Origin of the sequence: Streptomyces spinosisporus (assembly GCF_022698145.1) — a bacterium.
GTDB lineage: Bacteria > Actinomycetota > Actinomycetes > Streptomycetales > Streptomycetaceae > Streptomyces > Streptomyces spinosisporus.
In genome coordinates this window covers 913,258-939,763 of the sequence record NZ_JALDAX010000001.1, presented here as the reverse complement: position 1 = coordinate 939,763, position 26,506 = coordinate 913,258, and the positions used below count along the sequence as shown (strand labels likewise).

The 26,506-nt window shown below is 68.8% G+C and carries 29 protein-coding genes and 2 pseudogenes; 20 read left to right on the top strand and 11 right to left on the bottom strand.

Annotated elements, in window-relative coordinates:
- Positions 1-84 precede the first annotated feature (84 nt).
- Together MQN93_RS04050 and MQN93_RS04045 are read left to right on the top strand one after the other, a co-directional pair.
- Complete coding sequence (locus MQN93_RS04050; RefSeq protein WP_242708313.1) at positions 85-798, top strand: ParA family protein; 714 nt, start codon at positions 85-87, stop codon at positions 796-798.
- Positions 795-1,649, top strand: coding sequence for a hypothetical protein (locus tag MQN93_RS04045; RefSeq protein ID WP_242708312.1), 855 nt, complete (start codon positions 795-797; stop codon positions 1,647-1,649). Before MQN93_RS04050 ends, MQN93_RS04045 begins: the two co-directional genes overlap by 4 nt.
- A 155-nt stretch (positions 1,650-1,804) precedes the next feature.
- Here MQN93_RS04045 and MQN93_RS04040 read toward each other — a convergent pair whose 3' ends face one another.
- Complete coding sequence (locus tag MQN93_RS04040; protein WP_242708311.1) at positions 1,805-1,996, bottom strand: hypothetical protein; 192 nt, start codon at positions 1,994-1,996, stop codon at positions 1,805-1,807.
- 465 nt (positions 1,997-2,461) lie between these two features.
- Here MQN93_RS04040 and MQN93_RS04035 point away from each other — a divergent pair, with 465 nt between their 5' ends.
- The 4 genes from MQN93_RS04035 to MQN93_RS04020 are packed head-to-tail and all read left to right on the top strand — an operon-like array spanning position 2,462 to position 6,259.
- Positions 2,462-2,965 (top strand): hypothetical protein, encoded by a 504-nt coding sequence (locus tag MQN93_RS04035; protein WP_242708310.1) that lies wholly within the window; start codon positions 2,462-2,464, stop codon positions 2,963-2,965.
- A gap of 47 nt (positions 2,966-3,012) precedes the next feature.
- Positions 3,013-5,355, top strand: a complete 2,343-nt coding sequence (locus tag MQN93_RS04030; RefSeq protein WP_242708309.1) for a hypothetical protein — start codon at positions 3,013-3,015, stop codon at positions 5,353-5,355.
- Positions 5,352-6,086, top strand: a complete 735-nt coding sequence (locus MQN93_RS04025) for a phosphoribosylformylglycinamidine synthase subunit PurS (protein WP_242708308.1) — start codon at positions 5,352-5,354, stop codon at positions 6,084-6,086. The genes MQN93_RS04030 and MQN93_RS04025 overlap by 4 nt, the downstream gene beginning before the upstream one ends.
- Positions 6,083-6,259: a hypothetical protein gene (locus tag MQN93_RS04020; protein ID WP_242708307.1), complete on the top strand. Its 177-nt coding sequence runs from the start codon at positions 6,083-6,085 to the stop codon at positions 6,257-6,259. Before MQN93_RS04025 ends, MQN93_RS04020 begins: the two co-directional genes overlap by 4 nt.
- 124 nt (positions 6,260-6,383) lie before the next feature.
- Here MQN93_RS04020 and MQN93_RS04015 read toward each other — a convergent pair whose 3' ends face one another.
- The 3 genes from MQN93_RS04015 to MQN93_RS04005 all read right to left on the bottom strand — a co-directional run bounded on the left by MQN93_RS04015 (position 6,384) and on the right by MQN93_RS04005 (position 8,850).
- Complete coding sequence (locus MQN93_RS04015) at positions 6,384-6,821, bottom strand: hypothetical protein (RefSeq protein ID WP_242708306.1); 438 nt, start codon at positions 6,819-6,821, stop codon at positions 6,384-6,386.
- A gap of 341 nt (positions 6,822-7,162) precedes the next feature.
- Positions 7,163-7,396 (bottom strand): hypothetical protein, encoded by a 234-nt coding sequence (locus MQN93_RS04010; protein WP_242708305.1) that lies wholly within the window; start codon positions 7,394-7,396, stop codon positions 7,163-7,165.
- 266 nt (positions 7,397-7,662) lie between these two features.
- Positions 7,663-8,850, bottom strand: coding sequence for an FAD-dependent monooxygenase (locus MQN93_RS04005; RefSeq protein ID WP_242708304.1), 1,188 nt, complete (start codon positions 8,848-8,850; stop codon positions 7,663-7,665).
- Positions 8,851-9,075: 225 nt separating this feature from the next.
- Here MQN93_RS04005 and MQN93_RS44165 point away from each other — a divergent pair, with 225 nt between their 5' ends.
- Positions 9,076-10,476 (top strand): APC family permease, encoded by a 1,401-nt coding sequence (locus tag MQN93_RS44165; RefSeq protein WP_242708303.1) that lies wholly within the window; start codon positions 9,076-9,078, stop codon positions 10,474-10,476.
- 42 nt (positions 10,477-10,518) lie between these two features.
- Here the strand turns inward: MQN93_RS44165 and MQN93_RS03990 are convergent.
- Positions 10,519-10,899: pseudogene (locus MQN93_RS03990) on the bottom strand (universal stress protein); the annotation flags it as partial.
- A 288-nt stretch (positions 10,900-11,187) separates the two neighbouring features.
- On the opposite strand from MQN93_RS03990, the gene MQN93_RS03985 reads away from it, so the two are divergent.
- The 3 genes from MQN93_RS03985 (at position 11,188) to MQN93_RS03975 (ending at position 13,920) form a co-directional block, all read left to right on the top strand.
- Entirely contained in the window at positions 11,188-12,867 is a 1,680-nt protein-coding gene (locus tag MQN93_RS03985; protein ID WP_242708518.1) for a chloride channel protein, read from the top strand.
- Positions 12,868-12,964: 97 nt separating this feature from the next.
- On the top strand, positions 12,965-13,210 hold the full coding sequence (locus tag MQN93_RS03980) for a hypothetical protein (protein ID WP_242708301.1): 246 nt from the start codon (positions 12,965-12,967) through the stop codon (positions 13,208-13,210).
- Positions 13,211-13,215: 5 nt separating this feature from the next.
- Positions 13,216-13,920: a DUF4396 domain-containing protein gene (locus tag MQN93_RS03975; protein ID WP_242708300.1), complete on the top strand. Its 705-nt coding sequence runs from the start codon at positions 13,216-13,218 to the stop codon at positions 13,918-13,920.
- Positions 13,921-14,195: 275 nt separating this feature from the next.
- Here MQN93_RS03975 and MQN93_RS03970 read toward each other — a convergent pair whose 3' ends face one another.
- Positions 14,196-14,681 carry a hypothetical protein gene (locus MQN93_RS03970; protein ID WP_242708299.1) on the bottom strand — a complete coding sequence of 162 codons (486 nt, stop codon included), beginning with the start codon at positions 14,679-14,681 and terminating at the stop codon, positions 14,196-14,198.
- Here MQN93_RS03970 and MQN93_RS44350 point away from each other — a divergent pair.
- The 3 genes from MQN93_RS44350 (at position 14,629) to MQN93_RS03960 (ending at position 17,396) form a co-directional block, all read left to right on the top strand.
- Positions 14,629-14,829: a hypothetical protein gene (locus MQN93_RS44350; RefSeq protein ID WP_330281632.1), complete on the top strand. Its 201-nt coding sequence runs from the start codon at positions 14,629-14,631 to the stop codon at positions 14,827-14,829. The genes MQN93_RS03970 and MQN93_RS44350 overlap by 53 nt on opposite strands.
- Before the next feature lie 943 nt (positions 14,830-15,772).
- A complete protein-coding gene (locus MQN93_RS03965; protein ID WP_242708298.1) occupies positions 15,773-16,537 on the top strand; it encodes a DUF4142 domain-containing protein in 765 nt (254 codons plus the stop codon).
- Positions 16,538-16,655: 118 nt separating this feature from the next.
- Positions 16,656-17,396: a DUF4142 domain-containing protein gene (locus tag MQN93_RS03960; RefSeq protein WP_242708297.1), complete on the top strand. Its 741-nt coding sequence runs from the start codon at positions 16,656-16,658 to the stop codon at positions 17,394-17,396.
- Between the two features lie 83 nt (positions 17,397-17,479).
- Here MQN93_RS03960 and MQN93_RS03955 read toward each other — a convergent pair whose 3' ends face one another.
- The 3 genes from MQN93_RS03955 to MQN93_RS03945 form a co-directional block, all read right to left on the bottom strand.
- Complete coding sequence (locus tag MQN93_RS03955; protein ID WP_242708296.1) at positions 17,480-18,010, bottom strand: hypothetical protein; 531 nt, start codon at positions 18,008-18,010, stop codon at positions 17,480-17,482.
- A 319-nt stretch (positions 18,011-18,329) separates the two neighbouring features.
- Positions 18,330-18,866, bottom strand: a complete 537-nt coding sequence (locus MQN93_RS03950; RefSeq protein ID WP_242708295.1) for a MarR family winged helix-turn-helix transcriptional regulator — start codon at positions 18,864-18,866, stop codon at positions 18,330-18,332.
- Between the two features lie 34 nt (positions 18,867-18,900).
- Entirely contained in the window at positions 18,901-19,989 is a 1,089-nt protein-coding gene (locus MQN93_RS03945) for a PP2C family protein-serine/threonine phosphatase (RefSeq protein ID WP_242708294.1), read from the bottom strand.
- A 148-nt stretch (positions 19,990-20,137) separates the two neighbouring features.
- Here MQN93_RS03945 and MQN93_RS03940 point away from each other — a divergent pair, with 148 nt between their 5' ends.
- The 6 genes from MQN93_RS03940 to MQN93_RS03915 all read left to right on the top strand — a co-directional run bounded on the left by MQN93_RS03940 (position 20,138) and on the right by MQN93_RS03915 (position 24,430).
- Positions 20,138-20,668 (top strand): nitroreductase family deazaflavin-dependent oxidoreductase, encoded by a 531-nt coding sequence (locus MQN93_RS03940; protein WP_242708293.1) that lies wholly within the window; start codon positions 20,138-20,140, stop codon positions 20,666-20,668.
- Between the two features lie 290 nt (positions 20,669-20,958).
- Positions 20,959-21,501, top strand: a complete 543-nt coding sequence (locus MQN93_RS03935) for a hypothetical protein (RefSeq protein WP_242708292.1) — start codon at positions 20,959-20,961, stop codon at positions 21,499-21,501.
- 72 nt (positions 21,502-21,573) lie between these two features.
- The gene (locus tag MQN93_RS03930) at positions 21,574-22,218 is read left to right on the top strand and encodes a TetR/AcrR family transcriptional regulator (protein ID WP_242708291.1); all 645 of its coding nucleotides are present in this window, start codon (positions 21,574-21,576) and stop codon (positions 22,216-22,218) included.
- Between the two features lie 11 nt (positions 22,219-22,229).
- The gene (locus MQN93_RS03925) at positions 22,230-22,889 is read left to right on the top strand and encodes an ABC transporter ATP-binding protein (protein WP_242708290.1); all 660 of its coding nucleotides are present in this window, start codon (positions 22,230-22,232) and stop codon (positions 22,887-22,889) included.
- A complete protein-coding gene (locus tag MQN93_RS03920; protein ID WP_242708289.1) occupies positions 22,876-23,676 on the top strand; it encodes a hypothetical protein in 801 nt (266 codons plus the stop codon). Before MQN93_RS03925 ends, MQN93_RS03920 begins: the two co-directional genes overlap by 14 nt.
- 106 nt (positions 23,677-23,782) lie before the next feature.
- Complete coding sequence (locus tag MQN93_RS03915) at positions 23,783-24,430, top strand: YHS domain-containing protein (protein ID WP_242708288.1); 648 nt, start codon at positions 23,783-23,785, stop codon at positions 24,428-24,430.
- A gap of 7 nt (positions 24,431-24,437) precedes the next feature.
- On the opposite strand, the pseudogene MQN93_RS03910 reads toward MQN93_RS03915, so the two are convergent.
- Positions 24,438-24,821: pseudogene (locus MQN93_RS03910) on the bottom strand (flavodoxin family protein); the annotation flags it as partial.
- Positions 24,822-25,050: 229 nt separating this feature from the next.
- Here MQN93_RS03910 and MQN93_RS03905 point away from each other — a divergent pair.
- Positions 25,051-25,386, top strand: a complete 336-nt coding sequence (locus MQN93_RS03905) for a hypothetical protein (RefSeq protein WP_242708517.1) — start codon at positions 25,051-25,053, stop codon at positions 25,384-25,386.
- 614 nt (positions 25,387-26,000) lie between these two features.
- Here MQN93_RS03905 and MQN93_RS03900 read toward each other — a convergent pair.
- On the bottom strand, positions 26,001-26,498 hold the full coding sequence (locus tag MQN93_RS03900) for a cupin domain-containing protein (RefSeq protein WP_242708287.1): 498 nt from the start codon (positions 26,496-26,498) through the stop codon (positions 26,001-26,003).
- Between the last annotated feature and the right edge of the window lie 8 nt (positions 26,499-26,506).

Genomic DNA, 26,506 nt, shown 5'->3' with positions numbered 1-26,506 from the left:
GCACCTAGCCGCCACCAAACGACGGCCTTCCGCTGACCCGCACAAGTCAACGCACCCTTTCCAGATTCAGGAGATCAAGCACACGTGAGTGAGAACACCCGTATCAAGACCCTGGCGGCGGCCACAGCCCGCGCCTGGGACGCCTTCGTGATCGTCGTCGGCATGCTCAAGGGCGGCACCGGCAAGACCACCTCCGCCTGGTTCATCGCCCTCTACTACGCCGTCGTCCTCGACCTGCCGACACTGCTGCTGGACGCTGACGCCACCAGCCAGTCCGCCTACGACTGGTTCAAGGTCGCCCAGGCCGCCGGCTTCGAGATCCCGGCCAACCTGGTGGTCGAGCGGTACCCGTTCGACGACATCGCCGACTACATCCGCACCAAGCGCGCCGAGTTCGGAGCGATCGTGGTCGACGCCGGCGGCGGCAGCGCGAAGCTGTTCTACGAGGCTGTTACCGAGGCGAACCTGCTGCTCGTGCCGGTCGCACCCACCAAGATCGAGCGACGCAAGCTCGTGGCCACCTTCGACGAGGCCGAGCGCGCCGCCGCCCGCAACGAGCAAGGCGTCACCGCCCACGTGGTCATGGTCAAGGCCGACGACCGCACCAGCCTGCCCCGCACGGCGAAGGACAAGCTGCTGGAGCCCGCCCAGGGCGAGGGCATCGGCCCGGACCGCGACGAGCCGTTCCCGCTCGCCGAGACCGTCATCCACTCCTGGGTGCACTACATGGAGGCCTTCGGCGAGATCCCCACCGAGCTGAGCGAGTACGCCGAGCTGATGAAGGAGCTCACGGCATGAGCGAGCGTATGAAGCCCCCGGCCCGCCGCACGGGTCGCACCCTCGGCGGCGGGACCAAGAAGGCGACCCCGCCGCCCCCTCCCCCGACCGCCGAACTCACCCCCGAGCAGTACGCCGCCGAACAGACCGCTGCCCAGGGCAAAGGCCGCCCCACCGCGAGCAAGGCGCAGGTTCAACCCACACCTTTCACTCTTCCCTCCGAGACATCGGCACAGGCCCGGACCGAGGCCGTGCCCGAAGTGGCCCAGCCCCAGCCAACCGCCGACGTGCCAAGCGGCCCCGTGCCGGAACCGGCCACCAGGCAGCCGACTCACCCGGCCCTCGACGTGCCCGAGACGGGGACGGAGTCCACTGGGATGCCGGTGGAGCGGCACATGCCGCCTGTGGTCCCAGCTCCCGAGCCTGCAGCACCTGCGATCCAGGCCACGCAGCCAGCCGACCCTGTTGCGCAACATGGTTCGCCTCCCGTCACCTCCGGGACTGGTGCGGCTCCGGCCGCCGAGGTGGCCATTCGCCCGGCCGTTCCCCCGGTCGCAGGCGGCACCGCGTTCCCCGTGAGGACCGAGGGCCCGGGGGCTCACCAGGAACAGCGTGCTCGATCGCAGGAGGCGCCCAGTGAGGGGACGCCGTATGCGCACGGTCCCGGCCGTCCCAAGGAAGTTCCTGAGGTTTCCGTTGTTCTCAACCAGCGCATCATCGCGCGGGAGAGCCTCGACTCGTCGGTCCCCGCGGCGCTGAAGCTGAAGAAGCGGATCAAGCGCTTCGCACTGGACAACGAACTCGATCACCTGCCCATCGGCGACATCGTCTCCGTCGCACTGGACGAATGGCTCACCGCCCGCGGCTTCTGAACGCGACCGCAGGGCGCAAGGCGGCCGCACCCACGCCAGGGCGCGGCCGCCCCTCCTGCCGACTATTCCAATAGCCCAATAGGCGGGTAGCTATCCGCCTAGAAGGAACAACCGGAGCAGCTCTCGTGCCTCATGACTCCCGTCACGCGCGCCTACTACGTGAAATCGCGGATGCGCTCGACACCAAGCTCCAGCGAACCGACGACGCTCTCACGCCGCACCCAGACACGCTGGACGTCATCAGCAACCGGCACACCAAGCGTGGACAACTCAACTACGCCGTCCCCGAAGTTCTCCAACTCCAGCGACGCATCCGACGCTACAACGCCGAGACCGACCTCCCCCACGGAGACATCGTGGCCCTGGCCCTCGACACCTGGCTCCGGGCAAAGGGCTACCCACCCGACCCGGAACCCCCTTGTTCATGACCGGTCACCTACAGGCAGACGGCCACGATGCGCCCTTTGCGCCATTCATTCAGGCCATGTGTACCGGGGTCGCCCATGTTCCATTTCTCGAAGTGCACCCGCAGGGCGCGTCGCCATCGAGGAGTTTCAACCTCAGGTGACACAGCACTTGACTCCGGTCATAAATTGGGAACGCTTGTACGAACGCAACGCCGCCTCCGGGAGCACGAATTCGCCTGACCGAATATGGGGCGCTGCATGTTTGGCGAGAATGCGCCTTCGCCTCCGAGTCCCAAGCGCTCGTAGCCTTGTGGGATCTTGCGGCCTTGCCGCGACCTAAGTTCACCGTTCGGGGGGGATTCAATGGGAGATCAGCTGTCGCTAGCGACAGTGGCCACATCGGCCATGCCACAGATATTCCAGTTCCTCTTTGGCCGCCTCGGTGCTGTACTCGACCGCCGTAGCGGAAATGACACCGAGACCTCGACTGGGCCGGCGACCTGCCCTGCCCTGGTGGAACCCGGAGCTCCCCTGCGCATCCACGACGAAGAGCTGACGGAGCAGCGGATTCGCCGGCTCGAGGCTGTGGCCCGGGAATTGGCCGTCTATCACCGCAACCCCGCTCTGATTCGACACGATGACGAGCACCTGCTGGAGACGATGAGTGAACTGCGCGACGACCTGGAGGCGATCTACGGGCAGCCTCTGTCCTTCATGGGCGAACGGCGTTCTGCACCGGGCGTCAGGGTCAGGCAGATCCTTGACGAAGTCGAGGCAGACGGGGTGGCCCGGGCAGTCAAGGTTGGACGAGTGACCGCCGAAGCATCAGCCGACATCGAGCAGCGGACCAAGGTGGTGCGCCAGGGCGGCGAGGCCACTGCACTCGAAATCGACGGCACGCTCGGATAACTCTCGCAGTCCCACTGGGATCCGGGCTGCACACCGCGGGGGTACGGGTGAACGATCATCAGGACTACGGGCTGAGGCCACCTCACGAGAACGGCCAGCGGTCCGAAGGCCCGCGCTGGGACGAGACCAGCGCTTTCAACTCCACGGACGCATCGCAGGCGCCGGACACCATATCGTCGGACGCGGGCGTGCCACTGGATGAGGAGTTGCAGGAACGCCTCAAGTCCCTTCTGGACACGGACGCGGTTAAGCGTCTCCGGCAGATGGCCCTGCTCAACCTCGGCGAAATGAACGCCCTGAAAGTCAACGCGAGTTTCGAAAACCCGCTTGACCACAGTGAGTTTTCGGACACCTACCTCGACGCGCTCCGCACCGTGTACGTGCGTCCGGAGGGAGGTGACTCGTTCGACGAAATCTATCAGTGGTGGAAGAATCCCGGATCTGTCGTGGTACTCGCTCAGAAGCCGGGCACGGGGCGCACGACCAATGCGTGCGCGCTCCTCGCGGAATTGCGTCATGAGTTCCCGGCCGTTCGTGTGGGTCCGCTCGGCTTCGGCGGTGGTCTGGAGTTCCCCTTGCGCCGCCTGCCGCAGGCGGAGAACCGCGGATATCTGCTCGAACTCCCGCCTGATGAGGAAGGCTTCGAGATAGCCGACACGTTCGGTGCGACGATCGAGCGTTTACAGTACACGCTGAAACGTCGCAGTGGCCGGCTCGTGGTGCTGACCACACCGGAGCAGTGGCGCCGCGTGGGCGGTGGAGCGCCTGACGGGATCAAACCCTCCGTGGGGGTGCCCTCGCCGTTGGAAATCGCCCGCAAGTGGCTGGGCGCGGAGGGGCCACCTGATCTGCCGGTCGATCGATGGTTGACCGATGACGACGTCATCGCCTTGCTGAGCGGTCAGCCACCGGTGGAGGCCCTGGAGATCGTCACTCTCATTCTGGACGCGCACCATGCCAGCGACAGCAACCTGCCCAACCTGGAGGCACTGGCACGTAAACGGAAGAGCGGCGGTGACACACCGTTCGACCGGCAGGTTCTCAGCGTCATCGCGGCCCGTAACAACTGGCGTCCTCAGCTTCTGGCTTGGCACAAGGAGCCCGGACGTACCAGCTTCCAGCGCAACTTCCTGCTGGCCTGCGCCACCTTGCGCGGAGCGTCCGTGGCACACGTTTACGCCAGTACGGCGGACCTGGCATCCGTCTTCGGGGACGGTGACCCGTCCCTGAAGGGACAACAGGAATCCGGTGTCATCGAGATGGTCGACTCGATCGAGGCCGAATTGCAGGTCGACGACACTGTCACCTTCAACCGCCCCGAATGGGACGACGCGGCACTGGAGTACTTCTGGGTCGATCGGCCCCTGTCCCGGGTGAAGTTCCTGGAGTGGCTGGCCGACGCCCCCTTGAAGAAGCCCAAGTCCGCACTGGAAACGCTCACTGACGCCGAACGGCAGGCGATGGCCGAGCGTATCGGCAGCTTCGCTCTGAGGTGGGCGGTACGTCATCGTCGGCAAGAACCCCTGCGCCAGTTGGTCTGGCGCTGGCACCACACCCCGCTGTGGCCGTCGGCCGTGGAACTCCTCACGTCAGCCTGTCTGCAGACGGCCAGCGCCTCCTACATCCACGACATGCTGCTGCAGTGGGCCAGGACCGGCAATGCCGCCCAACAGCTGGCCACCGTACAGGTGTGCGCCGGAGAGTTCGGGGTCCTCCACACCGGCAAGGCGCTGCGGAGGCTGCGCCATGCAGCCGGATCCGAAGACCTGGAAGTACGCCGAGCGCTGCAAGGAGCCGTGCACAGTCTGTGGAGCGATCCCAGCGCGCGCCGGATTCTGTTCGGCTACGTCATCGACTGGTGCAGCGATGGCGGGGCTAAACTGGTGGCCGGGCAGGAAGCGTTCCGGGCCCTGGCCGAGTCGACACACCCCGATGCTCCCACGCTCCCGGCCCTGCTCCCCCACGGCGACGAGGCGGATTTCACGGCTCCCGTCGCCGAGCTGATCGTCGGCTGGCGAGCGCTCCTTCAAGGCACCGAAGGATTCGAGCGGGACGGCCAGACATCGGCAGTCGTGTGTCTGTGGCTGGACGCGGCGCTCAGTCATCCCCACATACACGCTGACGTGCTGAAGATCTTGAGCACGGCAGTGAACCTTCCGGAGCAGGCCGGCACGCCGGGCGAGAGTCCCCGCGACCGGCTGCGGGCAATCGCACGGCAATGGGCCAAGACCGCCGCCCTCCAGCAATCGGCAGGCCGCATCGAGCTCCCGTCCGCCGGGCTGGCCCATCGCGCCGTGTACACCGAACTCGCGCAGCTCCTCGACGACGGCATCATCGAGACCTTCCAACAGACCATGGCGCGGGCCGACAGTGCGGAAGAACACGCATGATGCGACGCCGCACGCGCCGCGACACCCTCCCGTCGACCGCGCAGACGTGGACGTCCATTTTCCATGACCGTCCCGACAGCCGTGATGCGGGACTCCCGTTCGAGGCGATCGTTCGGGTCGAATGGCGCCATTCCCCGCACGGGCCGGCTAACAAGGACGCCCGCTATGCGGCGAGTCGCGCCGCACGACTCATGGTGGAGAAGGTCCTCGCCAGCGAATCGGTGCTACGCATCGCAGCTGCGGAACAGGAACTCGCAACAGCGTTGCGCCAGCAGCTGCCACTCCACCGAGACGGCGTTGAACTACTCGACGTCAGAGCGACGTTACGCGTCGATGATGATGTCGCGGCGGGTGCCCGCCGCGCGGAGCGTGCCCGTCACGAGTTCGAACTCGACGAGATGGACCGTCGCCAGGCTCGCGCGCGAGTGGAGTTCCTGCGCGAGGAGCTCCTCGCGAATCCTTCAGCGGCACACCTGTACACGCTTCTCCAGCACTCCCCCCGGATCGGGGGCCCACCCGAGGGAATCGATCCCGAAGAGCTGGTGCGCCAGATCCATCAGTGGCATCCGCACTCCCGCTGGGTGCTCACCGCCCAGACACTGCACACGTTCATCGGCAAACTCACCGACGACAACGCGCAGGACTTCCTGAAAATCCTGCGCAGCGCGATGACCACACTCGGCCACCGGCAGCTGGCCGAGGAGATCGCCGCCGCCGAGGAGGCGGAGTGAGCCCCAGCGTGCTGCGCTGGCTGCTCGCCCCGCGCACGAGCCTGCTCGCCCGCCGCATCCGCAAGAACGGCCACCACGAAATCTCCTCGGACACCGCCTGGCGGCTGGCCCGGTTACGGCTGCGCCCTGACGAGGTGCCCTACCGAAACCATGGTCACGGACGGCCGTCTTGACCACCGCTGGTCGACCGAGCCCAGCGCCTTCCGGGCCGTGCGTAGCGGGCAGAACTCCGGGTGTCTGGGTCATGTTCGTTTTCCGGGCCGCTTCATTTTCCGGGCAGGTTCTTGGCGATGGCCTTCACGGCGGTGCCCGCCAGCGCCTTGGCGTCGGCCCACACCTTGGCGTTCGGCCGCTGCCGCTCCGCAGGGTCAACTGGAAGCGCTCGACAGTCCGCTCGCCGGCGGAGTTCGTGTACGTGCGGCGCGGGGTGTAGACGACACAGCTGTCGTCTCCCTCCTCCTTGGGTGAGACGTAGCCGGTTGTTCCGGCGATCTTCGCGCGCTGTCCGTTGTCCGACAGGTCGTTGTCCTGCGTAAACTGCAGTCCCGCGTAGGCGCGTTCGCCGTCCGAGCTCGCCCAGTCGCAACTCCAGTCGCCGAAACCCGCGGTCCGACGGCTGCTCCAGACGAACGCCTTCCAGTTCCAGGTCGCCGACAGCGCCCGGCCGGTGACCAGTTCCGCCGCCTGCGAAGGACTGACCCTGTCCGCGCCGGTCGCGGCGACGGGCGCAGACACGGACGGGGGCGACACGATCCTCGGACCCGGCCGCATCACCGCCCTCGCCGTCCTGGCGGCGGTTGCCATCGTGGTCGTGGGTGGAGGGCTCGTCGCCGTACGCGCGATGCGCGGGCCGCGACCGGCAGGAAGAAGAAGAGCCACCCGGCGAGTCGGTGGGCCCGGCTGTCCGCCGGGCCGGGCCCACCCGCGCAGCACACCCCGGCGTTCAATACCACGTGGGCGGCTGGAACAGTGGCGTGCGCCATGAACGTCCCGGTACGGGCTGCCACCGATCTGAGACTGCTGAATGCTGCGGTGTTCTCGTCGCCCTGACCTGACCGCCGCTTCCCGGGCGGGTCTCAGTGCTCCGGGCCCGCGGCCGTGGCGCGGGGGAAGGCCGCGTCAAGGGCCTGCGATCGGTCGGTATAGCCGGTGATGCGGGTGACGAGTCCGTCGGCAACGTCGAACACGTGGTACACGACGGTCCGCGGATCGGCCGGAGGCACGGTGCCGTGGATCCGTAGGCCGAGAACCACAGCCGCCGGGTAGGTGAAGGTCTCCTCTATATCGGCCCGCAGCCCGAGAGCGTGCAAGCGGGCGCATAGGCTGAGGACGTGGGAGCGGGTGTGACAGCCCGGGCCACTTCCGTCAGGCGGGTTCCAGCACACGTACGGGTGCAGGACGTCGGCCAACGACCGGCAGGTGGCGGTGTCCAGGGCTTCGCGCAGCCGAGCGGTCAGGTCAGCGGGCCCGGGGCGGGAACGTGGTGACATGCGGGTCTCCGAAGTGTGCGAAGTGCCGCCGAGTGGGTCCTTCCGAGGGATCACGACGCTCGGAGCGATACCGGAACGCGGCCCGACTAGACGGGCAGTGCGGTGAGTTGTCGCAGCGAGGGCCGCTGCTTCCCGGCCAGTGAGGTGCCGGCGAGACGGCTCACGCCCGGCAGGCCGGCGAAGCGCAGGGCAGCTCGGCGGACGCGCAGTCGCCGTGCCGTTTCGGGGACGAACCAGCGGGCCGCTCTGCGGGCGGCGCGCTGTCTGTCCCTGATGGCAGGCCGCCACAGGCGTTCGTAGCCGTGCAGCGCGTCCTCGACGCGACGCGTACCGGCGAGCTGGTCGGCCAGGACATAGGCCCCCGCGACCGCCAGCGAGGCACCCTGCCCGCCAAGCAGGGACACGGCCTGGCAGGCGTCGCCGACCAGCACGACCCGCCCGCGGCTCCAGCGGGGCAGATCGGTCTGGGCGACCTGGTCGTAGTAGATCCGCGGGGAGGGCGGGCACCCGGCCAGGGCGCGGGGTACGAGCCAGCCGAGGGAGCCGTACTCGTGGTAGAGGGCAGCCCTCGCGTCCTCTGGCCGCCGGGGGTCGGCACTGCGGTGGACGGCGAAGGCGGCGATGGTGCCGTCCCTGAGTGCGTAGAGGCCCATCTGCCGCCCTGCGGTGTCGGTGAGGCAGAACCGGTCGCCCAACTCCGCGCGGACGTGGGAGTCGTCGAAGGTGAACGCGGCGGTGTGGTAGCCGAGATAGCGCACGAACCGTTGTTCCTCGCCGAAGACCATCGCCCGCACCGTGGAGTGCAGTCCGTCGGCTCCAACGAGGAGATCGGCGTCGAGGGCAGTGCCGTCGGTGAGGGTGACGTGGACGCCGTAGGGACTCGGGTCGATGCGTGCCGGGCCGACGCCGAAGCGCAGGCCGACGGCGAAGGACAGCCGTTCCCGCAGGGCGAGTTCGAGGTCCGGCCGCATGATGCTGAGCAGGCGCCCGTCCAGGGAACGGGCGAACCGGCCGTAGTCGAGTCGCGCCCGACACCGGCCGTCGTCGTCGAGGAAGGCCGCCTCGGAGACCGGATAGCCAAGCTCCTCCAGCCAGGGCAGAACACCCATGGCCTCGGCCGCGTCGTAGCCTGGCCCGAAGAAGTCGATCATGTATCCCTCGGTACGGGGCTGCGGGGCCTTCTCCAGGACCACGACCTCCCAGCCGAGCACGTTGTGCAGGCGGCCGGCCAGCGCCAGCCCGGCGATACCGGCTCCGCAGATCACTGCTTTCATCGGTGCGTTTCGCCTCTCCACTCCCCGAGCGGTCATGCCTTCCTCCACTTTTGCATTATGCAAAGCTCAGGGCAAGAAGGTCCTGCCCCGGCTACCCGGAGTCGGGGAATCTTGATGCTTCCCTAACGCCTCGCCGATGGTTTCTTGACGTATTGTCATGCTCGGTGTGCCGGGAAGACGGGTCGGCGAAGTGTCCTGAACGAACCATCCCAGGAAGGTCTTCGCGTGACTTCGTCAAAGTCGGCTGCCGCCGTCGCAGCCGCCCTCTCCCCCGCCGTGCGCACCCGCGGCCCGCGCCACTCCGTTCTCTTCTTCGCGTTCGCCTTCGCGGTGATCGCGGACCCGGTCTCCTCGGTGGCGTACGCGATCGAGGCCGCACTGCGCGCCCTGCACGGTGACCTGGCGCTGCTGCTGCCGACCATGAGCCTGGTGATCGGGCTCGTCGTGGTCGTCACGGCGAACTACTGGCAGCTGGTGCGGCGCTTCCCCAAGGGCGGCGGCGCGGCTGCCGCGGCAGGCCGGGCTTTCGGCGCGCGCTTCACGTTCCTGCCCATCGGGGCGCTGGTGGTCGACTTCGTGCTGACCATCGGCATCTCGATCGCGGCCGCGGCCAGCGCGGTCATCGCCCTCTTCCCGGCGCTGGCCGCGTGGCGCATCCCGCTCGCGCTGCTGCTGCTTCTGGTGGTGGCCGGGCTGACCTGGTTCGGGCACGGCGGGCGGCTGCTGTTCGCCGTGATGACCGTGGCCTTCGTGGTCATCTGCGTGGCCGTGCTGATCCTGGGCTTCGCCTCGCCCCACGCCACCGGCCACGCGGCCGCCTCGGCCGACCCGGGCCGCTCTGCCGTGCTGGCGGTGGTGCTGGCCTTCCCGGTCGCGATGGCGCTGGCCACCGGCGTCGAGGCACCGTCGACCGCGATCGCCCAGCTCGGCCAGCTCGACGACACCCACCGCCGCCGTTTCGGGCGCGGCACGCTCGCGCTGCTGCTGATCATCGTCGGCGGCCTGACCCTGGCCCTGACCGCGCTCGCCGTCCGCCTGCACATCGGGATCCCCGGTGCGGACTCCACCCAGATCGCCGACATCGCGCACGCCGCCGCCGGACCCGGCTGGCTCTACGGCGCCTTCCAGCTGACCAGTTCCCTGCTGCTGCTCGCCGCCGCCAGCTCGTCCTTCCAGGCGGGGCCGGGACTGCTGAAGGCACTGGCGGGTACGGCCGACCGACCGGGCGTGCTGCCGCCGCTGCTGGGACGCACGAACCGGCACCACACCCCGTACTGGTCCGTGGTGGTCTACCTGGCCGCCGCCGCACTGATCATCGTCGCGGCCGCCGGCCAGGAGCAGGAGCTCGTGCTGTTCTACGCCGTCGCCGTCTTCGTCAGCTTCCTGGTCGGCCTGCTCGCCATGGCCCGCTTCGCCACCCGCGAGCACAACAAGGCGCTGGCCTGGGTCAACTCCCTGGCAGGGACGGCGGTCGCCTTCACCCTCGCGGTCAACCTGCTGCGCGGCTGGCCGATGCTGTCGCTCGCGGCCACCCTGCTCATCGCGGCCGGCCTCTACGCACGCTGGACCCGAGCCGGACGCCCCACCGGCATCGAAGACGTCGAAGCACGCGCCGAAGCGGACTGACACCTGCGGCGAAGGCTCAGACGCTGCCCGCCGGACGACGAGGACCGGGCAGGTGGCGTGGTGCACGCAGTGGTGACTGACCGAACCGAGGAGCACTCCGGTGAAGTCGCCGTGCCCGTGGCTGCCGACCACCAGAGATCCGCGTCCCTGGCCCCTCGCTCAGCACGGCCGCCGGATCGCTTCGACGACCTGAGGGGCGGACAGGTATTCCCGGATGCTCCGAAGAGTCTCCTCGACCGTAGCCCGTAAGTTCTCGCGGGCGTGCTTTTCGAAGTCGACGTTCGAGAAGTCCACCGGCATGCCGTGAAGGGCCGGTAGTCGCCATGCCTGCACCGGGCGCATCCGCGCAGCGGTCAGTTCGGCCTGGTGGGTCGCCCAGCGCAGCGCCGCCCGGCTCGCCTCAGACCCGTCGACTCCGACCACGATCACCGGCGAGGAGAGCTGATCACTCACTGTTCGCCTCCACATGAGGACGTCCTGGCCACGCTCCCGCGACCAGGCCCGCACACCAGGGGCCCCTTGGCCCCGACCCTCGGTCAAGGTCCCGTGGCGTGCACCCTTGACTAGTTTTGCATAATGCAAAAGTAGGAAAGGGGAGCGATGAGCGCCATACCGGAAACGAGGAACGGACAGAACATGACGGCCACCACAACCAGTGGCTTCACGCCCGTACCGAGACTCACGGGACTGCGGAACGCCCCTTGGGGGCTGATGGCCCTGGCCGTCGTGGTCGGAGCCGGGGCCGGCGCGGGCTCGGTCGTCTTCCGCTGGTGCATCACGACCTTCACGCACCTGCTGTCCGGCCACGCCGACTACTCCGCCTCGCCCGGCGCGGACAATCCGCACCTGCCCTGGCTCGGCCCGTACTTCGTACTGTTCGCCCCCGTCCTCGGCGGTCTGCTGTACGGGCCGCTGGTGAACCGGTTTGCCAAGGAGGCGCGGGGGCACGGAGTGCCCGAGGTGATGCTGGCCGTCGCTCAGCGCGGCGGGCGGATCAGCCCGAAGGTCGCCGTGGTCAAGACCCTGGCCTCTGCTCTGTGCATCGGATCGGGCGGCTCGGTGGGACGCGAGGGACCGATCGTGCAGATCGGCTCGGCGCTGGGCTCCACCCTAGGCCGTGTCACCAAGGTGACCGAGGGCCGGCTGAAGCTTTTGGTGGCCTGCGGGGCGGCGGGCGGCATCGCGGCCACCTTCAACGCCCCGCTGGCCGGCGTGTTCTTCGCCATGGAGCTGATCCTGGGCACCTTCAGCGCCGAAGCCTTCGGCGCCACCGTGCTGGCCAGCGTCACGGCGAGCATCATCGGACGCGCCACATTCGGTGACACCGCCTTCCTGCACCTGCCCGACTTCCATGTCGACCACCTCACCCAGTACGGCCTGTTCGCCGCGCTCGGCATCGGCGCCGCGGTGGTAGGGGTGGGCTTCTCCCGCTTCCTGTACCTGCTCGAGGACGCCTGCGACTGGCTCTGGCGCGGCCCGGAATGGCTGCGCCCGGCGATCGGCGGCCTGGCGCTCGGTCTGCTCCTTCTGGCCCTGCCACAGATGTACGGGGTCGGCTACCCGGTGCTGCAGAAGGCGACCGAGGGCGGCTACGCGGTCGGCTTCCTGCTTCTGCTGCTGGTCGGCAAGATGCTGGCGACCAGCCTGACCATCGGCATCGGCGGCTCGGGCGGCGTGTTCGCACCCAGTCTGTTCATCGGGGCGATGCTGGGGTCGGCGTACGGTATCGGCGTCCACCACCTGCTGCCTCACTCGGCGGGCGCGGTGGGTGCGTACGCGCTGGTCGGCATGGGCGCGGTGTTCGCCGGCGCGGCCCGGGCGCCGATCACCGCCGTGGTCATCCTGTTCGAGCTCACCGGCGAGTACTCGATCATCCTGCCCCTGATGCTCGCGATCGTGCTGGCCACCGCCGTCAGCCGGTTGATCTCGCCCGACACCATCTACACCCTCAAGCTGCGCCGCCGCGGCATCGACCTCGAAGGGCCCGCACCCGGCGCACGGATCGGCACCCAGCACGTCGACGCGGTCATGGAACCATTGCCCTCCCCCCTGTCCGCGTCCACCACTCTGGCTGACTCCGCCGACCTGCTGAGCCTGTCCGGCCACGGCGCCCTACCGGTGGTCGACGACACAGGGCACTACGTCGGTGTCGTCACCGCGCAGTCGGTGGCCGAAGCCCTGGCGGAACAACCGGAGAATGCGCCGACCCAGGTCGGACAGCTCGCCGAGGCACCCGCCCAGGTCACTGCGGACCAACCCCTCGCGCAAGCCATGCACGCCCTGCTGTCGGCCGCCGGCACCGGCGTTCCGGTCCTCGACTCGGAACAAGGCAAGCCGGTCGGATGGCTCAGCCACCAGAGCGCGCTGCGCGCGGTACACACCGCCTCCTGAGAGGCCCTGGGCCGCCCAGACCCCATCCAGATAATTTTGCACTGTGCAAAAATGGGTAGGAGGTCTGGACACCAGAATTGCCCCGAGGGGGTGCACCATGCACACAGACCACGTCCAACGCTCCTACTCATTCGCATGCCTCGACTGCGGGCACGGCTGGGAGGACACCTACGACATCGACCTGACGGTGGACGAGCACTCGCGGATCACCGCCGTCTACCACCTCGATGGCAGGCGCGTGCCGTCACCACTGCAGTCGCCCCGCTGTCCCGCCTGCGAGAGCCCCAAGATACGCATCATGCGGCCCGGGCGTGTCACAGCCGCCCGCCGGCACGAGGGGTGACGGGGATGGAGCCGCACCACCAGCCCCCGGCCTGGCTGGAGGCGCTGGGCTGGGTAAGTCTGGCTGCGGCTGGGGCAAGCGCACTGGCGATCACTGCGGACATGGCACTGCGCGGATACCGGCAGCGTATGTGGATCATGCATTTGGTGTTCCCGATCACAGCCCTGTACTGGGGGCCCGCCGCCCTGTGGTTCTACGTCCGCCACGGTCGGCGCACCTCACGTCCGGCGATCGAGCGAGAGGGCGAGCCGGATCCTGCAAAGCGGCCGAAGTGGGTCACCTCCGCCAAGGCGATCAGCCACTGCGGCGCAGGTTGCGTGCTGGGCGACCTCGGCGGCGAGTGGCTGGTGCGGGCGACCGGTATGTCGATCGCGGGCAAGCCCCTGTATGCGGACTTCCTGCTGGACTTCACCTTCGCCTGGCTGCTGGGCATCGGTTTCCAGTACTTCACCATCACGCCCATGCGCAGCATCGGGCCCGCTCAGGGATTGTGGGCTGCCGTCAAGGCCGACACGTTCTCCATCGTCGCCTTCCAGGTCGGCCTCTTCGCGGGTATGTGGGTCTACCAAGAGGCCCTTTTCCCACCAGGGTTGGCGAAGACCACAGCCTCTTACTGGCTGTTGATGCAACTCGCGATGGTCGTCGGTTTCTTCACGGCCTGGCCGGCCAACGGGTGGCTGGTCCGGGTGGGATGGAAAGAACGGATGTGACGGCACCGGGTCGCGCGCCCGGCCGTGTGCACTGGCAGGACCGTTGCCCACATCGGATCATTTTGCATCACGCAAGTGAGTGTGCCGCTCCGAGTCCGGCGGATCTGCGGGGCAGTCGTCGATACGTCCGCGCCCGATCCGCCCGCCGCGGAGGCACTCCCCGATGGCCAGGCGACCCGCACACTTCACGACCTTCACGACCCTGCTCGGAGCGGCGGCCGTCGTCGCAGTTGACGCCACGGCGATGGCGCGTCTCGCCGAGCACGCTGCCACCGCTACGAGATCAACCAGCCCGAGCACAAAGCCAGGTACGGCCACTGGGCGCTCTCCGTGCTCCCGAAGACGTACCAACTCAACTCCATCACGCAGTCCTGCTGCATACCAGGAAGGTCCCGCTCATCACTGGCAGCGGCGACGACGTCAAGCACTTCGAGGGCGGTGTCTTCAAAAGCACCTTGCGGGCCCCGGCCGCCGACACTCTCAAGAAGATCGACACCCCGGCGGACCTGTTGCATGGCGGCCACACCCAGCTGCCCAACGGCAAGATCGTCATCGTCGGCATTACCGGCCACCACGAAGTGCTCAAGGGCGACGTGACGCGCGCGGGCGGTGCCAACGAGAACCCGGACGAGGCGCGCGCGTTCCTCAAGGGCAGCGTCTTCCGCTTCCCCCGTCGGCGTCGAGTACCGCTCGCAGTTCGCCCTGCACGTGCCGGCCGCGCGGAAGACGCCCACTGCCCGGGGCGACAACGTCACCGTCACCGCGAGCGACGCCCGCGTCTTCGTCGATGCCGTGGCGGGAGGTGCACTCGGCATCACCAACCCCGCAGAGCAATACGTCATCCACGCCTGCGGGGCAGACGCCGACGACCTCTACGCCATCGCCAACAAGCTCGGCATCGGCATGTAAGGACTTCCAAGGCACCGAGGACGCCTACGAGTTCGACCGAGCACCGAGAAGTACACCAAGGTCGGCTCGATGAGCGAAGCCCGCCGGTCTCCGGCCCTGACCACGCTCTCCGACGGGCCGCGTGCTCGCCGTCTCACGCCTGGACGACATCGGGCACGTCGCCTCCAAGGCGAATGAGATCTACGACCCGGCGGCCAGGACCTGGACCAAGGCCCCCACTGCTTCCCACCTACCCGTCCTTCTTCCTCACCGGGCAGACGGAAGATCTTCTACACCGGCTCCGACGTCGGCTACGGATCTGCCGACAATGGCCACACCCCCGGCCCTCGGCCTGACGGCCAACGCTTTCACCCCGGCCGGCGACCCCACCACCGGCGGCAACCACCACACAGGGGCCCGCTCTTACCGGACCGCCGCGTCGCCATCTGCGGCTCCGCCCCCTCTTCTCCGACAAGGCCGACACCCGCCCCGGTCACTTCGAGCAGCGCGTCGAGGTCTACTCACCGCCCTACCTCTTCCACGGCACCCGCCCTCGCCTGGAGCCCCGCGACACGACCGACGTCGAGCGCAGTGCCGAGGTCATCCTCCGCTTCCCTGCCGCCCGCCCGCATCACCCGAGTCCGCCTCATGCGGCCCGGATCGGCCACCCGCGTCACAGGCTTCGACCAGCGATCCGTAGCCCGGATGTGCTCGCCACACCACCGTGTCACTCACCGTCCGCACCCCCGACCACCCGTCACTCGTACCGCCGGGCTGGTACACGGTCGTCGCCACGGACGGCAGCGGCACCCTGCCGAAGGCCCGGTGCCTGCGGGTTCATTGAGAGGCGAAACCCCCGCAGAAGCCAGCTTGGCATAGTGCAAGCTTTACCTGGAGCAAGGATTCTCTTTCCGTTGTCGGCTCGTACTTGCCGATGTACTCGCCGTCCACACCGGGAGGCACGATGCCCGTCTCGCGCAGCACGATCGGAACCGTCTTCGTGGGCGGCGCACTGAGCGTCACGCTCGCCGCCCTGGCCTATCCGAGCATGCTCGGGATTCAGAACGCGTCCAGCAACCAGTCGCGCGTGATTGCCAGCACCCAATGGGGCCCGCTCACCGAGGCCGACCGCAACTTCGTCGTCTTCGTCCGCTCCGCCGGGCTGTGGGAGGGCCCCTCCGGGGGCCTGGCCATGAAGAAGGGGACAACCGTCGCCGTACGCGAGGCAGGCCGGCACCTGGTCATCGGCCACGCCGCACTCGACGCCAACTGCCGCAAGATCGCACCCGAGCTCAACATCACCATCCCCAACCAACCCACTCCGCAGCAGCAGGGTTTCCTGGACACGTTCAAATCCGACACCGGCAAGCAGTTCGACTCAGACTTCGCCAACATCCTGCGCGTCACCCATGGCTCGATCTTCAACACCATCGCCAAGATCCGCTCCACCACCCAGAACACGCTCGTGCGTCAACTGGCCGACCAGGCCAACGACGTGGTCCTGGATCACATCACACAGATGGAGAACACCGGGCTCGTCAATTTCACCCAGGTCATCTTCCAGGAGACGACCCCGCCCAAGCTCCCCTCCAGCCAGGTCACACCACCAGTGCCGCAGCCGGGGGCGCCCGTGGTCACCCTCACCGTGCCCCCCGGTCTGCCGACCGAGGGCGTGCCGACGGGCCCGGCCACAACGCCCTCGCCGTCCCCCTATCCCACCGTCAGATGATCTCGGGGCCTGTGACGCACCTCATAAGGCTCCATGCAAATTTTACTCAGAGCAATGATCGGTGGTCCCGGCCTGTCCGTACCCCCTGGCGTACCAGCCGCTCACGTCTGGAGGCCGCATGCCCATCTCCCGCAACACGGCAGGATCCGTCGTCGTGGTCGGCGCGCTCGGGCTGACTCTCACCGCGCTCGTCTACCCCGCCATGCTCGGCGTGCAGACCGTGTCCAGCGACCCGAGCCGGATCGTCGCCAGTACCCAGTACGGCCCGCTCACCGAGGGCGACCGCGACTTCGTCGTCAAGGTACGCTCCGCCGGACTGTGGGAGTACCCGCTGGGCGAGTTGGCCGTGCAGAAGGGGTCCACGCCGGAGATGCGGGAAGCGGGCAAGCACCTCGTCGTGGGCCACGCCGGACTCGACGAGCTGTGCCGCAAGATCGCACCTCAGCTGAACATTACGCTTCCCAACCGGGCCACCCCGCAGCAGGAACAGTTCGTACAGACCTCGGCGGCCGAGTCCGGGAAGCAGTTCGACACCACCGCCGCCAACATCATGCGCGTGACCCACGGACAGATCTTCCCGGCCATCGCCAAGATCCGCGCCACCACCAGGAACACCCTCGTGCGTCAGCTCGCCGACCTGGCCAATGACACCGTCCTCGACCACATCACCGTACTGGAGAGGACCGGTGTCGTGAACTTCGACCAGGTCAACTTCCAGCAGACCACGCCACCCAAGCTCCCCAAGGATCAGGTCACCCCGCCCGCTCCCCAGCCGGGCGCACCGATCGTCGTCCTCACCCAGCGCCCGGATCTCAACATCAACACCGCCTCCCCGACGCCGAGTCCTGCGGCCGGCTGATCAGCGGCGGCCGGCCTCGCCGGCCCCGGGAGGGATCACGGTCTCCGCTGAGCCGGAGAGCCGGTAGGAGCGGACCACGGCGATCAGGCTTCCGGCGACGAGGGCTGCGACCCAGGGCGCCAGGTCACGCAGCGGCCCCGACACACCGGCCCCCGCCTGCGCACCGCGCGGGGCACCCGTCCCTCGGGATCCGCCACGACGGCGAGCGCGTCGCCGGGCCGGGTCGCTTCTCCGCAGCCACGCCAGATGCGCACCTTGAGCGGGACGCCGTCGGAGCCCTCCACCGAACACAGATAGCGGGCGTGCCCGCCTTCCGCCGCCCGGCCGTCCTCGATCGACGTCACCACCACGGACTGCACCCTCCCCCGTTCGGCCAGCACTATCCCGGCGGCCGCCTGCGGGGCCTGCAGCGCGAGGCACACACCGAGCAGCGCGGCAATGCCGATCAGCGCGCGTCCGGCCCCCGCAAAGGACAGATACAGCGCCAGCGCGCCCGCGCACACCAGGCCCGCCTCGCCATCGGCCAGCGCGGGCCTGCCCGTCCAGGCGCCGAAGAGTGTCGCACCGACGATCGCCCCGGCACCGAGGACCCCGGCCAGCAGTCCCTCTCCCACGAGCCACCAGGGTGGTCGCCCGACGAACTCCGCCGGGCCCCACACAGAGGTGCGCAAGTACGCCGTCAGGTGACGCTCAAACGGGGACGAGTGATGACGCTTCTGGCGCACGCGCGTCACATCCCCACATTCTTCCCGTTCGTGGCAACTGCCGACTCCACAGCTCGCAGACGCACTCCGCGACCGGCATCCCGCACGTCGGGCGCACGGCCGGAGCAGTGCAGCACAGCCGACCTTCACGATTCTCTTGCATTATGCAAAATCTTCCGGATCAGGAGAAGAGTCGTCCGGGAATCGTGAGGGACGGCCGGGAAGGGCGTCAGGCGTCGTGCGCCGCCACACCGTCGACGACCCAGCCGAGCGGATGCGGTTCGGGGTCGTCCATACCGGGAGCCGGGGGTTCGCCGCCTGCCGTGTTGAAGGCGCCCAGGGCCTCGACGAGCGCCAGGCGCTGGATCGGTGAGAGCCGCTCGACGATCGCGGCGATCTCGGCGCGGCGCCGGGCGGTGACGTCCTCGACGGTGCGCCGGCCCTCCTCGGTGAGCTGCAGCAGGGTCTCACGACGGTTTCCGGGGTTGGTCTGCCGGTCGGCGAGCCCGGCCGCGATGAGCCGGTCGACCATCCGCATCGCGGTGGACGGCGCCACCTGGAGCAGGTCGGCCAGGGCAACCAGCTTGGTGGCACCCCGGGTGGACAGCACGACCAGCATGCGGAACTGCGGCAGTGTCACCCGCTCCTCAACCGCGGCGAGGGACCGGGCGGACACCGCCACCAGCAGACGCGACGCGGTCAGCACCGCACGAGTGACCGCGTCCACGTCGTCCATCGTCCCCGCGGGTTTCTCACGCTCCGGCATGCGTCCTTTTTACCTTGCCGAAGGCGGTGGCCCCTCACCGGATGGGAACAGATTTTCCTTCCCCATGACCGTGGTAGCGCAACAGCAGCATCGCCGCGTCGTCGTGGAGCGGCCCCGCGACATGCCGGACCAGGTCCTCGCGCAGGGCCTCCAGAGCGCGGCCGGCGTCGGGCTCCTTCAGCAGATCCGCCCTCTCGCCGAGAGGGTAGAAGGAGCCGTCCGCGTCCCGGGCTTCGGTAACACCGTCGGTGTACAGCAGCAGTTGCGAGCCCGGCGCGAAGTCCACCCGATAGGGCTGAGGCGCCTCGCCACCGTGCGCGCCCAGTCCCAAAGGGAGGGCGTACGCGGGCGGCTGCGGGAAATCGACGCTGCCGTCCGTACGGACCACCATCGGGGCGGGATGACCGTAGTTGAGGAAGACGACCCCCTGGTCCGAGCCGATCTCGGCGAGAACGGCGGTGACGAACTTCTCGCCCTCCAGCTCCCGGGCCATGCTGCGCTCCAGCCGCTCGCCGAGTCCGATCAGGTCGGGCGCCTCGTGGGCGGCCTCCCGGAAGGCGCCGAGCACCACGGCGGCCGTCTCCACCGCGGCCAGCCCCTTGCCCTGCACATCGCCCACGATCACGCGGATCCCGTGCGGCGAGGCCACCATCTCGTACAGATCACCCCCGATGCGGGCCTCAGCCACCGCCGAGGTGTACGAGACCGCCGCCTGCAGCGGCCCCGCGGTCCGCGGCACCGGGCGCAGCAGCACCCGCTGAGCCACCTCCGCGATCGAGCGGACACTGGCCAACTCTGCCTCCCGGCGTGAGCGCGTCACGGAGGCGGCGACGCCCACACCGGTGACACCGGCCACCGACGCCATCGCGGTGAAGCCCCGCCGCTCCTCGAACAGCCCGTCGTACAGCCCGAGCGCCACGCACAGGACAAGGGCCACCGCGCCGATCAAGGCCGTACGCCGCCACCCACCGACCAGCCCGGAGAAAGCCGGTCCGAGCGAGACCAGCGGCAGCAGTCCCACCCCCGGACCGGCGATGACATCCGCTCCGGCCACGACGGCCATGACCGCCACCGGCATCCAGGACAGCACCACAGAACCCTGCGTCGGCTTCTCCACGGTCATACGTCCTCCCACAGACGTTCCAGCGCTCGAGAGCCGTCCGATCGCTTGTGGCACAGACACCCCTCCCCGCCTTTAGACTATGCAAAGGTCCCGTGCGAGGAAGGGACTCGCGGGCCAGCCCTTTACCCAAGTGAGGCCGAGAGCCGACATGTCCGAGATCCGAAAGGCGAAGATGCCCCTCAGACACACCCCACCGGATCGCCCCCAACCCCCCGTCGGCTGGCGGCGGCTCCTCGCACGCCTGCCGATCCTTGTCTTCCGCTGCGGACTGGGATGGATCTTCGGCGGCCGGCTCCTCCTGCTGCATCACACCGGCCGCGTCACCGGCCTCGACCGCCGCGTCGTCCTGGAGGTGGTGGAATACGAGCCGGATGATGGTAACTGGACCGTCGCGTCCGGCTTCGGCCCGAAAACGGCCTGGTACCGCAACCTGCGCGCCGAGCCGAAGACCGTCATCGAGGTGGGCAACCGCCATCATGCCGTCACAGCCCGCTTCCTCACACCCGACGACGGCGCCGAGATCATGGCCCGTTACGCCCGCCGCCGTCCACGGACCGCTCGCCGCCTGTGCGCGTTCATGGGCCTTCCCGCCGACGGAACCGATGCCGGGTTCCGAGAGGCCGGCCGGTCCGTCCCCTTCGTACGCCTGGACGCAGGTCCCGGGGCTCGACCGCTGTGACCCTCGTTCGCGGCGTGTATGCAAGTCCGGGCCAAAACCGCCCAAGGTATTGGCGATCATATTTTGCACTGTGCAAGACTTACGTTCGGGGGCCAGGTCGGCGACCGGTGTCACCCGCACCCAGGAGTGAACGGCATGTCATCGCGAGTGGGGGCGACGTACCGGCCGCCGACAGGTCCCACGCCGTAATCTCCTGGGCTGCACTCATAGGCCGCGCACCCCGGCGATGCGCTGTCTGCCGCGGACCGCGAACTGCAGTCGGCCGGAAGAAGGCGAGCAGAGGGGACATCGTGGCGACCACAGATCCAGACCGGAGCGGAACACCGGACGACGGCGGTGGTGTTCCGCCCATCCCTGACGCCGTATGGCGAAGGTTCCTCGACGACACCGAGCGGGCCATCCGGGCCTCCGCGCCCAGAGAACCCTCCGCGCACGAGCGGGCGGCCGGGGCCCGCACCGAGTCGGCCGAACCGAAGGGCGCACGACAGGACCGCCGAGGAAACCCGCGTGCGCTCGGGCCGGCCTCGTCGGGCACGGTCGGCGAGGCGTGGGAACCGGAGGACCGGTGGCCCGGACCGGCATGGCGGGACATGGACGCACGGGCGAGGCGCCGACGCGTGGGCCGTGTCCTCGCCGCGATCGCCGCGGCCGTGCTGGCCATCGGCGCCCTATCCCGTTGGCCTGCGGGCCCTGGCTCCTCCGGCGGCACCCCCGGCGACGCCACCTCGCAGCAGTCCGAGGATGTGGTGCCGGACGGAGCACCCACAGCGACCGGCCTGCCCACCACACCGGCCTACGCGGGCACGCCCCAGCGCAGCGCCGGTACCGGGTGAGACGCGGCGGAAACAGCGGGCCTTCGCACCGCGCCCTGGACGTCCATTGAACGTTTGTTTAGTATTCTGACCATGCGTTCAATCGGCGACGACCGGACCACCCGCGCAATCATCCGCGACGAGGCCCTGCGCCTGTTCGCCGCAGGCGGCCCGGAGACGGTGACACTGCGGCAGATCGCCGCGGCCGCCCGTGTCTCTCCCGGATTGGTCGTGCACCACTTCGGTTCGAAAGACGGCCTGCGTAAAGAGGTCGACCAGCACGTCCTGGACGTCTTCGAGGCCATGCTCGGCGAACTGACGGGCGAAGGCGGCGCGGAGCTGCTCGACCCCGGCGCCGGGGCGAGCTCACTGAGCGAGGCGTTCGCCCGGCACCTGCCCGCCGACTCGCCGCTGCCCGGTTACCTCCGCCGACTGCTGCTGTCCGACACGGACGCCGCACGTCTGCTCTTCCGGCGGCTGTACGAGCTGAGCCGGGCCGCACTGGACGGCCTGGTCGCGGCCGGGCTGGCCGCCCCCGGCCGGGACCCGGCGGTGCGCGCCGCCTTCCTTCTCGCCAACGACCTGGCGCTGTTCCTGCTCCGTGACCGCCTCACCGAAGTCCTCGGCACCGACCCGTTGTCGACCGACGGCATGACCCGCTGGGCCCCGGAGATGCTCAGCGTCTACGCGGGCGGGCTGACCGCGGCACCACCACAACCACCAGGAGACGCACGCTAGGGAGACCGCCCATGGCGCAAGGTTCAACGCCCGCACCACCACCCGTACTTCAAGCCCGCGACCTCCACAAGTCCTACGGCAGACACCCCGTCCTGCGCGGCGCCGACCTCACCGTCGCCCCGGGGCAACTCGTCGCCGTCGTCGGCGAGAACGGCGCCGGCAAGTCGACGCTACTGAAGATTCTTGCCGGCACCCTGCCCGCGGACCGCGGCGAGGTCGTCCTGTCCGGGACCCTCGGCTACTGCCCGCAGGCCCCCGTCCTGAACGCGAGCCTCACCGTCGAGCAGCACCTGCGCTACTTCGCCGCCGCCCACCGCCTGCCCGACCTGGACCGCGGCCGTGAACTCGTCCGCCTCCTCGGCTACGAGCAGTACGAGGCGTCCCTCGCCGGTGAACTGTCCGGCGGCACCCGGCAGAAGCTCAACCTCACCCTGGCTCTCCTGCACGACCCGGACGTCCTGCTCCTGGACGAGCCGTACCAGGGCTTCGACTGGGACACCTATCTGCGGTTCTGGGACCTGGTCGACGACCTGCGCACCCGCGGCAGGGCCATCGTGGTCATCACCCACCTCGTCTTCGAACAGGACCGCTTCGACCTGCTGGCCGACCTCACCGACGGCCGGCTCGCCCCGCGCACGACGTCGAGAAAGGACCACCATGTCGGCGCCTGACGCCCTCCGGCCCCGGCCGCTGTACGGCCAGTTCCCCACCGCCCTGCGGTTCTGCGTGCGCGACCAGACCCGCAACCGGCTCGCCGCACTGCTCCTCGTCCTCTTCGTCCCCGCCTGGTACCTGATGATGGACGCCCTGGCCGGACACACCACACTGGACTTCAAGCTCTACGCCACCGGCCAGGTCCTGCACATCGACGGCGGCCACCTCACGCTGATCTCGGCCGGACTCAACTCCGTCACAATGATCGCCGGGTTCGTCGTCTTCGACGCCGTCCGCAAGGCCCTCGCCTTCGACCGGCGCCTGGTCTACTCCGGATACCGGCACAGCACCCTCATCGGCGCCAAATCCCTGGCCATCGCCGTGGTCGCCGGAGGAATCGCCCTCTACACCGTGCTTGCCGTGCTGCCCTTCTGGCGTCCGGGCCCCGGCGGCTGGTTCGCCGTGTACGCCGGCTTCACCACCATCGCACTCGCCTACGGCGCACTCGGCCTGCTGCTCGGCGTCCTGGTCAAGCACGACCTGGAGGGCTTCTTCCTGATCATCATGGGCGGGCTGATGGACACCTTTTTGCAGAACCCGCTGGGCAACCCGCTCGCCAACAAGCCCGTCCTTCAGTGTTTTCCGTCCTTCGGCCCCATGCAGTTCGCCGTCGGCGGCTCCTTCGGTCACACCGCGCTGTGGAACCACCTCGCGCTCGGCCTGGCCTGGGCAGCCGCCTTCGCCACCATCGGGCTGGTGATCTTCCGGATCAAGACACGCAGCCGCGTCCGCACCGGCGCATGACGGGCGTCGTACTCCCGCCGCAGTAGTCCGCCACTCCGCCCGAAGTAGCCGCAATCAGCTCCCCCGGTACGACGACCACCGCGGCCCGCCGACCGAGCATGGAGCCATGATTGTCGTCGAACTCTTCGCCCCCGCAGGTGTCCTGGACCCGACACAACACCAACGGCTCGGCAGGCGGCTCATCGACGCCCTCATGGGCACCGAGGACGCCCACGCACAGCCGGTCATGGACTCCGCACGCGCCCTCACCCACGTCCTCATCCACGAACCCGCCGCCTGGATCACAGGCGACCGCCACCCCGTCGACCCATCCGACCCGCCCCGCTATCTCGTCCGCGTCAGCGCACCGACCGCCTGGCGCAAGGAGTTGAGCGCCCACGCCATCGACCGCCTCACCCAGGCGCTCGCCGAGACCGAAGCGGAGGCGGGCCGCGCCCCCGACCGGCTCCGCGACCAGCCGCACGCTCTCGTCCAGGTCGTCGGCATCGCCGAGGGCAGCCTCGGCATGTGCGGACGGCCCATGGGCAGCCTCGACCTCATCCAGCACATGACCGCCCCGCACCGCGACGCCATCGCGGACATGACCACCGCCGGCCTGCCCCCGGGCACGGTCATCGACCCGGTGTGCGGCATGACCGTCGACCTGAACTCCACCGACCTCACCCTCGAATTCGAGGACACTCTCTACGGCTTCTGCAACGGCCAGTGCCGACGCATTTTCGCCGACGAACGCGGCATACCACTGACCGCTTAAGGCCCCAGCGCTTGTCCAGGGGCGGCGCCTCGGAGCGGCAGCCCGCGTCCCACTCCGAGCGCTGGTTGCCGTGGGCGGGATGCCCTTGGCGCGCTAGAGCATGGCGGCCAGGTGCATCAGGTTCCAGGTCATGAAGGTGTGTTGCGGTTGGTGAAGTCGTTCTGCGGATCACCCGAACCGGGGTCCCGGTACGACGGTCGGGAGCCCACCGAGCGATCCAGCCGACGTCGGCCTGCGGCAGGATGGTGTAGCCGAGGTGCTGGAGGCTGTAGCGGACGTTCATCAGACCGGGGCAGCCGTAGAGGCGCTCGATGACCTTCTTCGTGACCGAGCCGTTGTCTCCGAGCCAGATCGGCCCGGCAATTGCCAGGATGTTCAAGGCCCCCACGCGGCACCCTGGCCGACATCCCGGTGCACGGCGGCCCGGGTGATCTCCATCGCCTGGCGGCAGCCCTCGTGTCCCACCCGGTCCAGTCTCAGCGCCGTGCACCTGCTCAACCGTTGCCGGGGCCAGCCACCACGAATCGTGGCACGATGCAAAGATGGCCGGAACACCGGCTCCGCACCGTACGACGAGGGGACTGACCGTGTCCGCCATCACCATCGCGCTGCACTGGGCGATGCGCTTGGACGGCGCGCTCGGCGTCGCGGTCGTCGACTACGTCAGCCGCATGACGCTCGGCAGTCTCGGCAAGCCGGACGGCCTCGACCTCGATCGAGCCGCGAGCGGAGCCACGGACGTCGTACGGGCCAAACTCTCGGCCTTGGACCTGGTCGGTTACGCACCGACACAGCTGGAGGACATCCTCATCACCCTGGACACCGAGTACCACCTCATCCGGCTCCTGAACCGCCGCACGTACGAAGGTCTCTTCCTCTACGTCGTCCTCGACCGGAACCGCACCGATCTGCCCGGCGTCCGCAAGGAGTTGCGGCAGATCGAGCGGCTCCTGTGACGCGCAGCGCCTCGTATGTTTGTTTGCGCTGTGCAGGTGTTCGCTCAGGTAGATCGTTGCCGGACGGACAAGCCATACGACATACCGCCGGCAGCTGGCGAACCCGGCCGCCGCAACGAAGCTCATGGCCGACAGGAGAACCGAGCAGAACAGCGACCAGCCCTCTCGTAGCGGCCGTGCAGGAGCAGAAGGACGGCATGCGCCTCCTCGGAATGATCACCGCCACCCACCTGCAGGAGCGGCTGTTGGTCGCCGCGCCCCGGCTCCGGATGCGATCTGTCACCTTCGTACATGGCCAATACCCGGGCCAGGCCAGTCGCCGGAGAGCGCCGCGAGTGCAGTCGCGACGTGCGTGATGATCATCCGACCCGGACGCCAGCCTGAGTTCTGTTGGCATCTCTCGTATAGGAACTCTCAGCGAACGTGCAGGTGAAGACCCAGGCGAGGGGAGGAAGGCGGTGACGGCCCGTCGTGCCGTGCCCCATCGAGGGTCCTGGCGCCCACTCGCGGGGCAGCCTCCCCACTCATACCGGTGCGGGCATCCGCGGGGAGGGGCACCCCGCTGGCGCGGGCGCCTCTCGCCGCCGCGGCCTGCCCCTGTCGCGCCCGCGTGGCTATGCGCTGGTGTGGCTGTTCGGTGGCGGGCCGAGGATCTCGATGTGGTGGCGTGCCGCGGCGTGCCCGAGGGCCGCGGGGTCGAACGGCGCCGCGTCGGGGAGCCTGCGCTCGCGGGCCGGGACGCCGACGTCCGTGGCGAAGTCCTCGAAGCCGGACGGTGTGGTGATCTGCAGGCAGCGCAAGGGTTCCTCGGGGCCTACGACGAACGTGTGGGGCAGACCCACCGGCAGAAGCACGAAGTCCCCTGGGCAGGCGGTGAGTTCCTCTCCGTCGCACAGGAAGCGGGCCGTGCCCGACAGGACGTAGAACATCTCGTCCTCCTCCAGGTGCCGGTGCAGGGGCGGGGCGAAGCCGGCCGGGTTGAGGAACTCCGCCACGGTGAGTCGGCCCCTGGTCTGTGCTCCCGTGGTCTTGACGGTGACGAGGTTGCCGAGGAACCACAGCGCCTGGCCCTCGGCGCCGGCCAGGACGTAGGGACGGTTGACGGACGACATGGCCGCCT

Bases quoted from the DNA above. Each gene is read 5' to 3' on its own strand.
- MQN93_RS04045 (WP_242708312.1), top strand. From the start codon at position 795: ATGAGCGAGCGTATGAAGCCCCCGGCCCGCCGCACGGGTCGCACCCTC.
- MQN93_RS04035 (WP_242708310.1), top strand. From the start codon at position 2,462: ATGCCACAGATATTCCAGTTCCTCTTTGGCCGCCTCGGTGCTGTACTC.
- MQN93_RS04025 (WP_242708308.1), top strand. From the start codon at position 5,352: ATGATGCGACGCCGCACGCGCCGCGACACCCTCCCGTCGACCGCGCAG.
- MQN93_RS04005 (WP_242708304.1), bottom strand. From the start codon at position 8,850: ATGAAAGCAGTGATCTGCGGAGCCGGTATCGCCGGGCTGGCGCTGGCC.
- MQN93_RS03985 (WP_242708518.1), top strand. From the start codon at position 11,188: ATGGCCCTGGCCGTCGTGGTCGGAGCCGGGGCCGGCGCGGGCTCGGTC.
- MQN93_RS03980 (WP_242708301.1), top strand. From the start codon at position 12,965: ATGCACACAGACCACGTCCAACGCTCCTACTCATTCGCATGCCTCGAC.
- MQN93_RS03975 (WP_242708300.1), top strand. From the start codon at position 13,216: ATGGAGCCGCACCACCAGCCCCCGGCCTGGCTGGAGGCGCTGGGCTGG.
- MQN93_RS03965 (WP_242708298.1), top strand. From the start codon at position 15,773: ATGCCCGTCTCGCGCAGCACGATCGGAACCGTCTTCGTGGGCGGCGCA.
- MQN93_RS03960 (WP_242708297.1), top strand. From the start codon at position 16,656: ATGCCCATCTCCCGCAACACGGCAGGATCCGTCGTCGTGGTCGGCGCG.
- MQN93_RS03950 (WP_242708295.1), bottom strand. From the start codon at position 18,866: ATGCCGGAGCGTGAGAAACCCGCGGGGACGATGGACGACGTGGACGCG.
- MQN93_RS03945 (WP_242708294.1), bottom strand. From the start codon at position 19,989: ATGACCGTGGAGAAGCCGACGCAGGGTTCTGTGGTGCTGTCCTGGATG.
- MQN93_RS03940 (WP_242708293.1), top strand. From the start codon at position 20,138: ATGTCCGAGATCCGAAAGGCGAAGATGCCCCTCAGACACACCCCACCG.
- MQN93_RS03930 (WP_242708291.1), top strand. From the start codon at position 21,574: ATGCGTTCAATCGGCGACGACCGGACCACCCGCGCAATCATCCGCGAC.
- MQN93_RS03925 (WP_242708290.1), top strand. From the start codon at position 22,230: ATGGCGCAAGGTTCAACGCCCGCACCACCACCCGTACTTCAAGCCCGC.
- MQN93_RS03920 (WP_242708289.1), top strand. From the start codon at position 22,876: ATGTCGGCGCCTGACGCCCTCCGGCCCCGGCCGCTGTACGGCCAGTTC.
- MQN93_RS03915 (WP_242708288.1), top strand. From the start codon at position 23,783: ATGATTGTCGTCGAACTCTTCGCCCCCGCAGGTGTCCTGGACCCGACA.
- MQN93_RS03905 (WP_242708517.1), top strand. From the start codon at position 25,051: ATGCGCTTGGACGGCGCGCTCGGCGTCGCGGTCGTCGACTACGTCAGC.
- MQN93_RS03900 (WP_242708287.1), bottom strand. From the start codon at position 26,498: ATGTCGTCCGTCAACCGTCCCTACGTCCTGGCCGGCGCCGAGGGCCAG.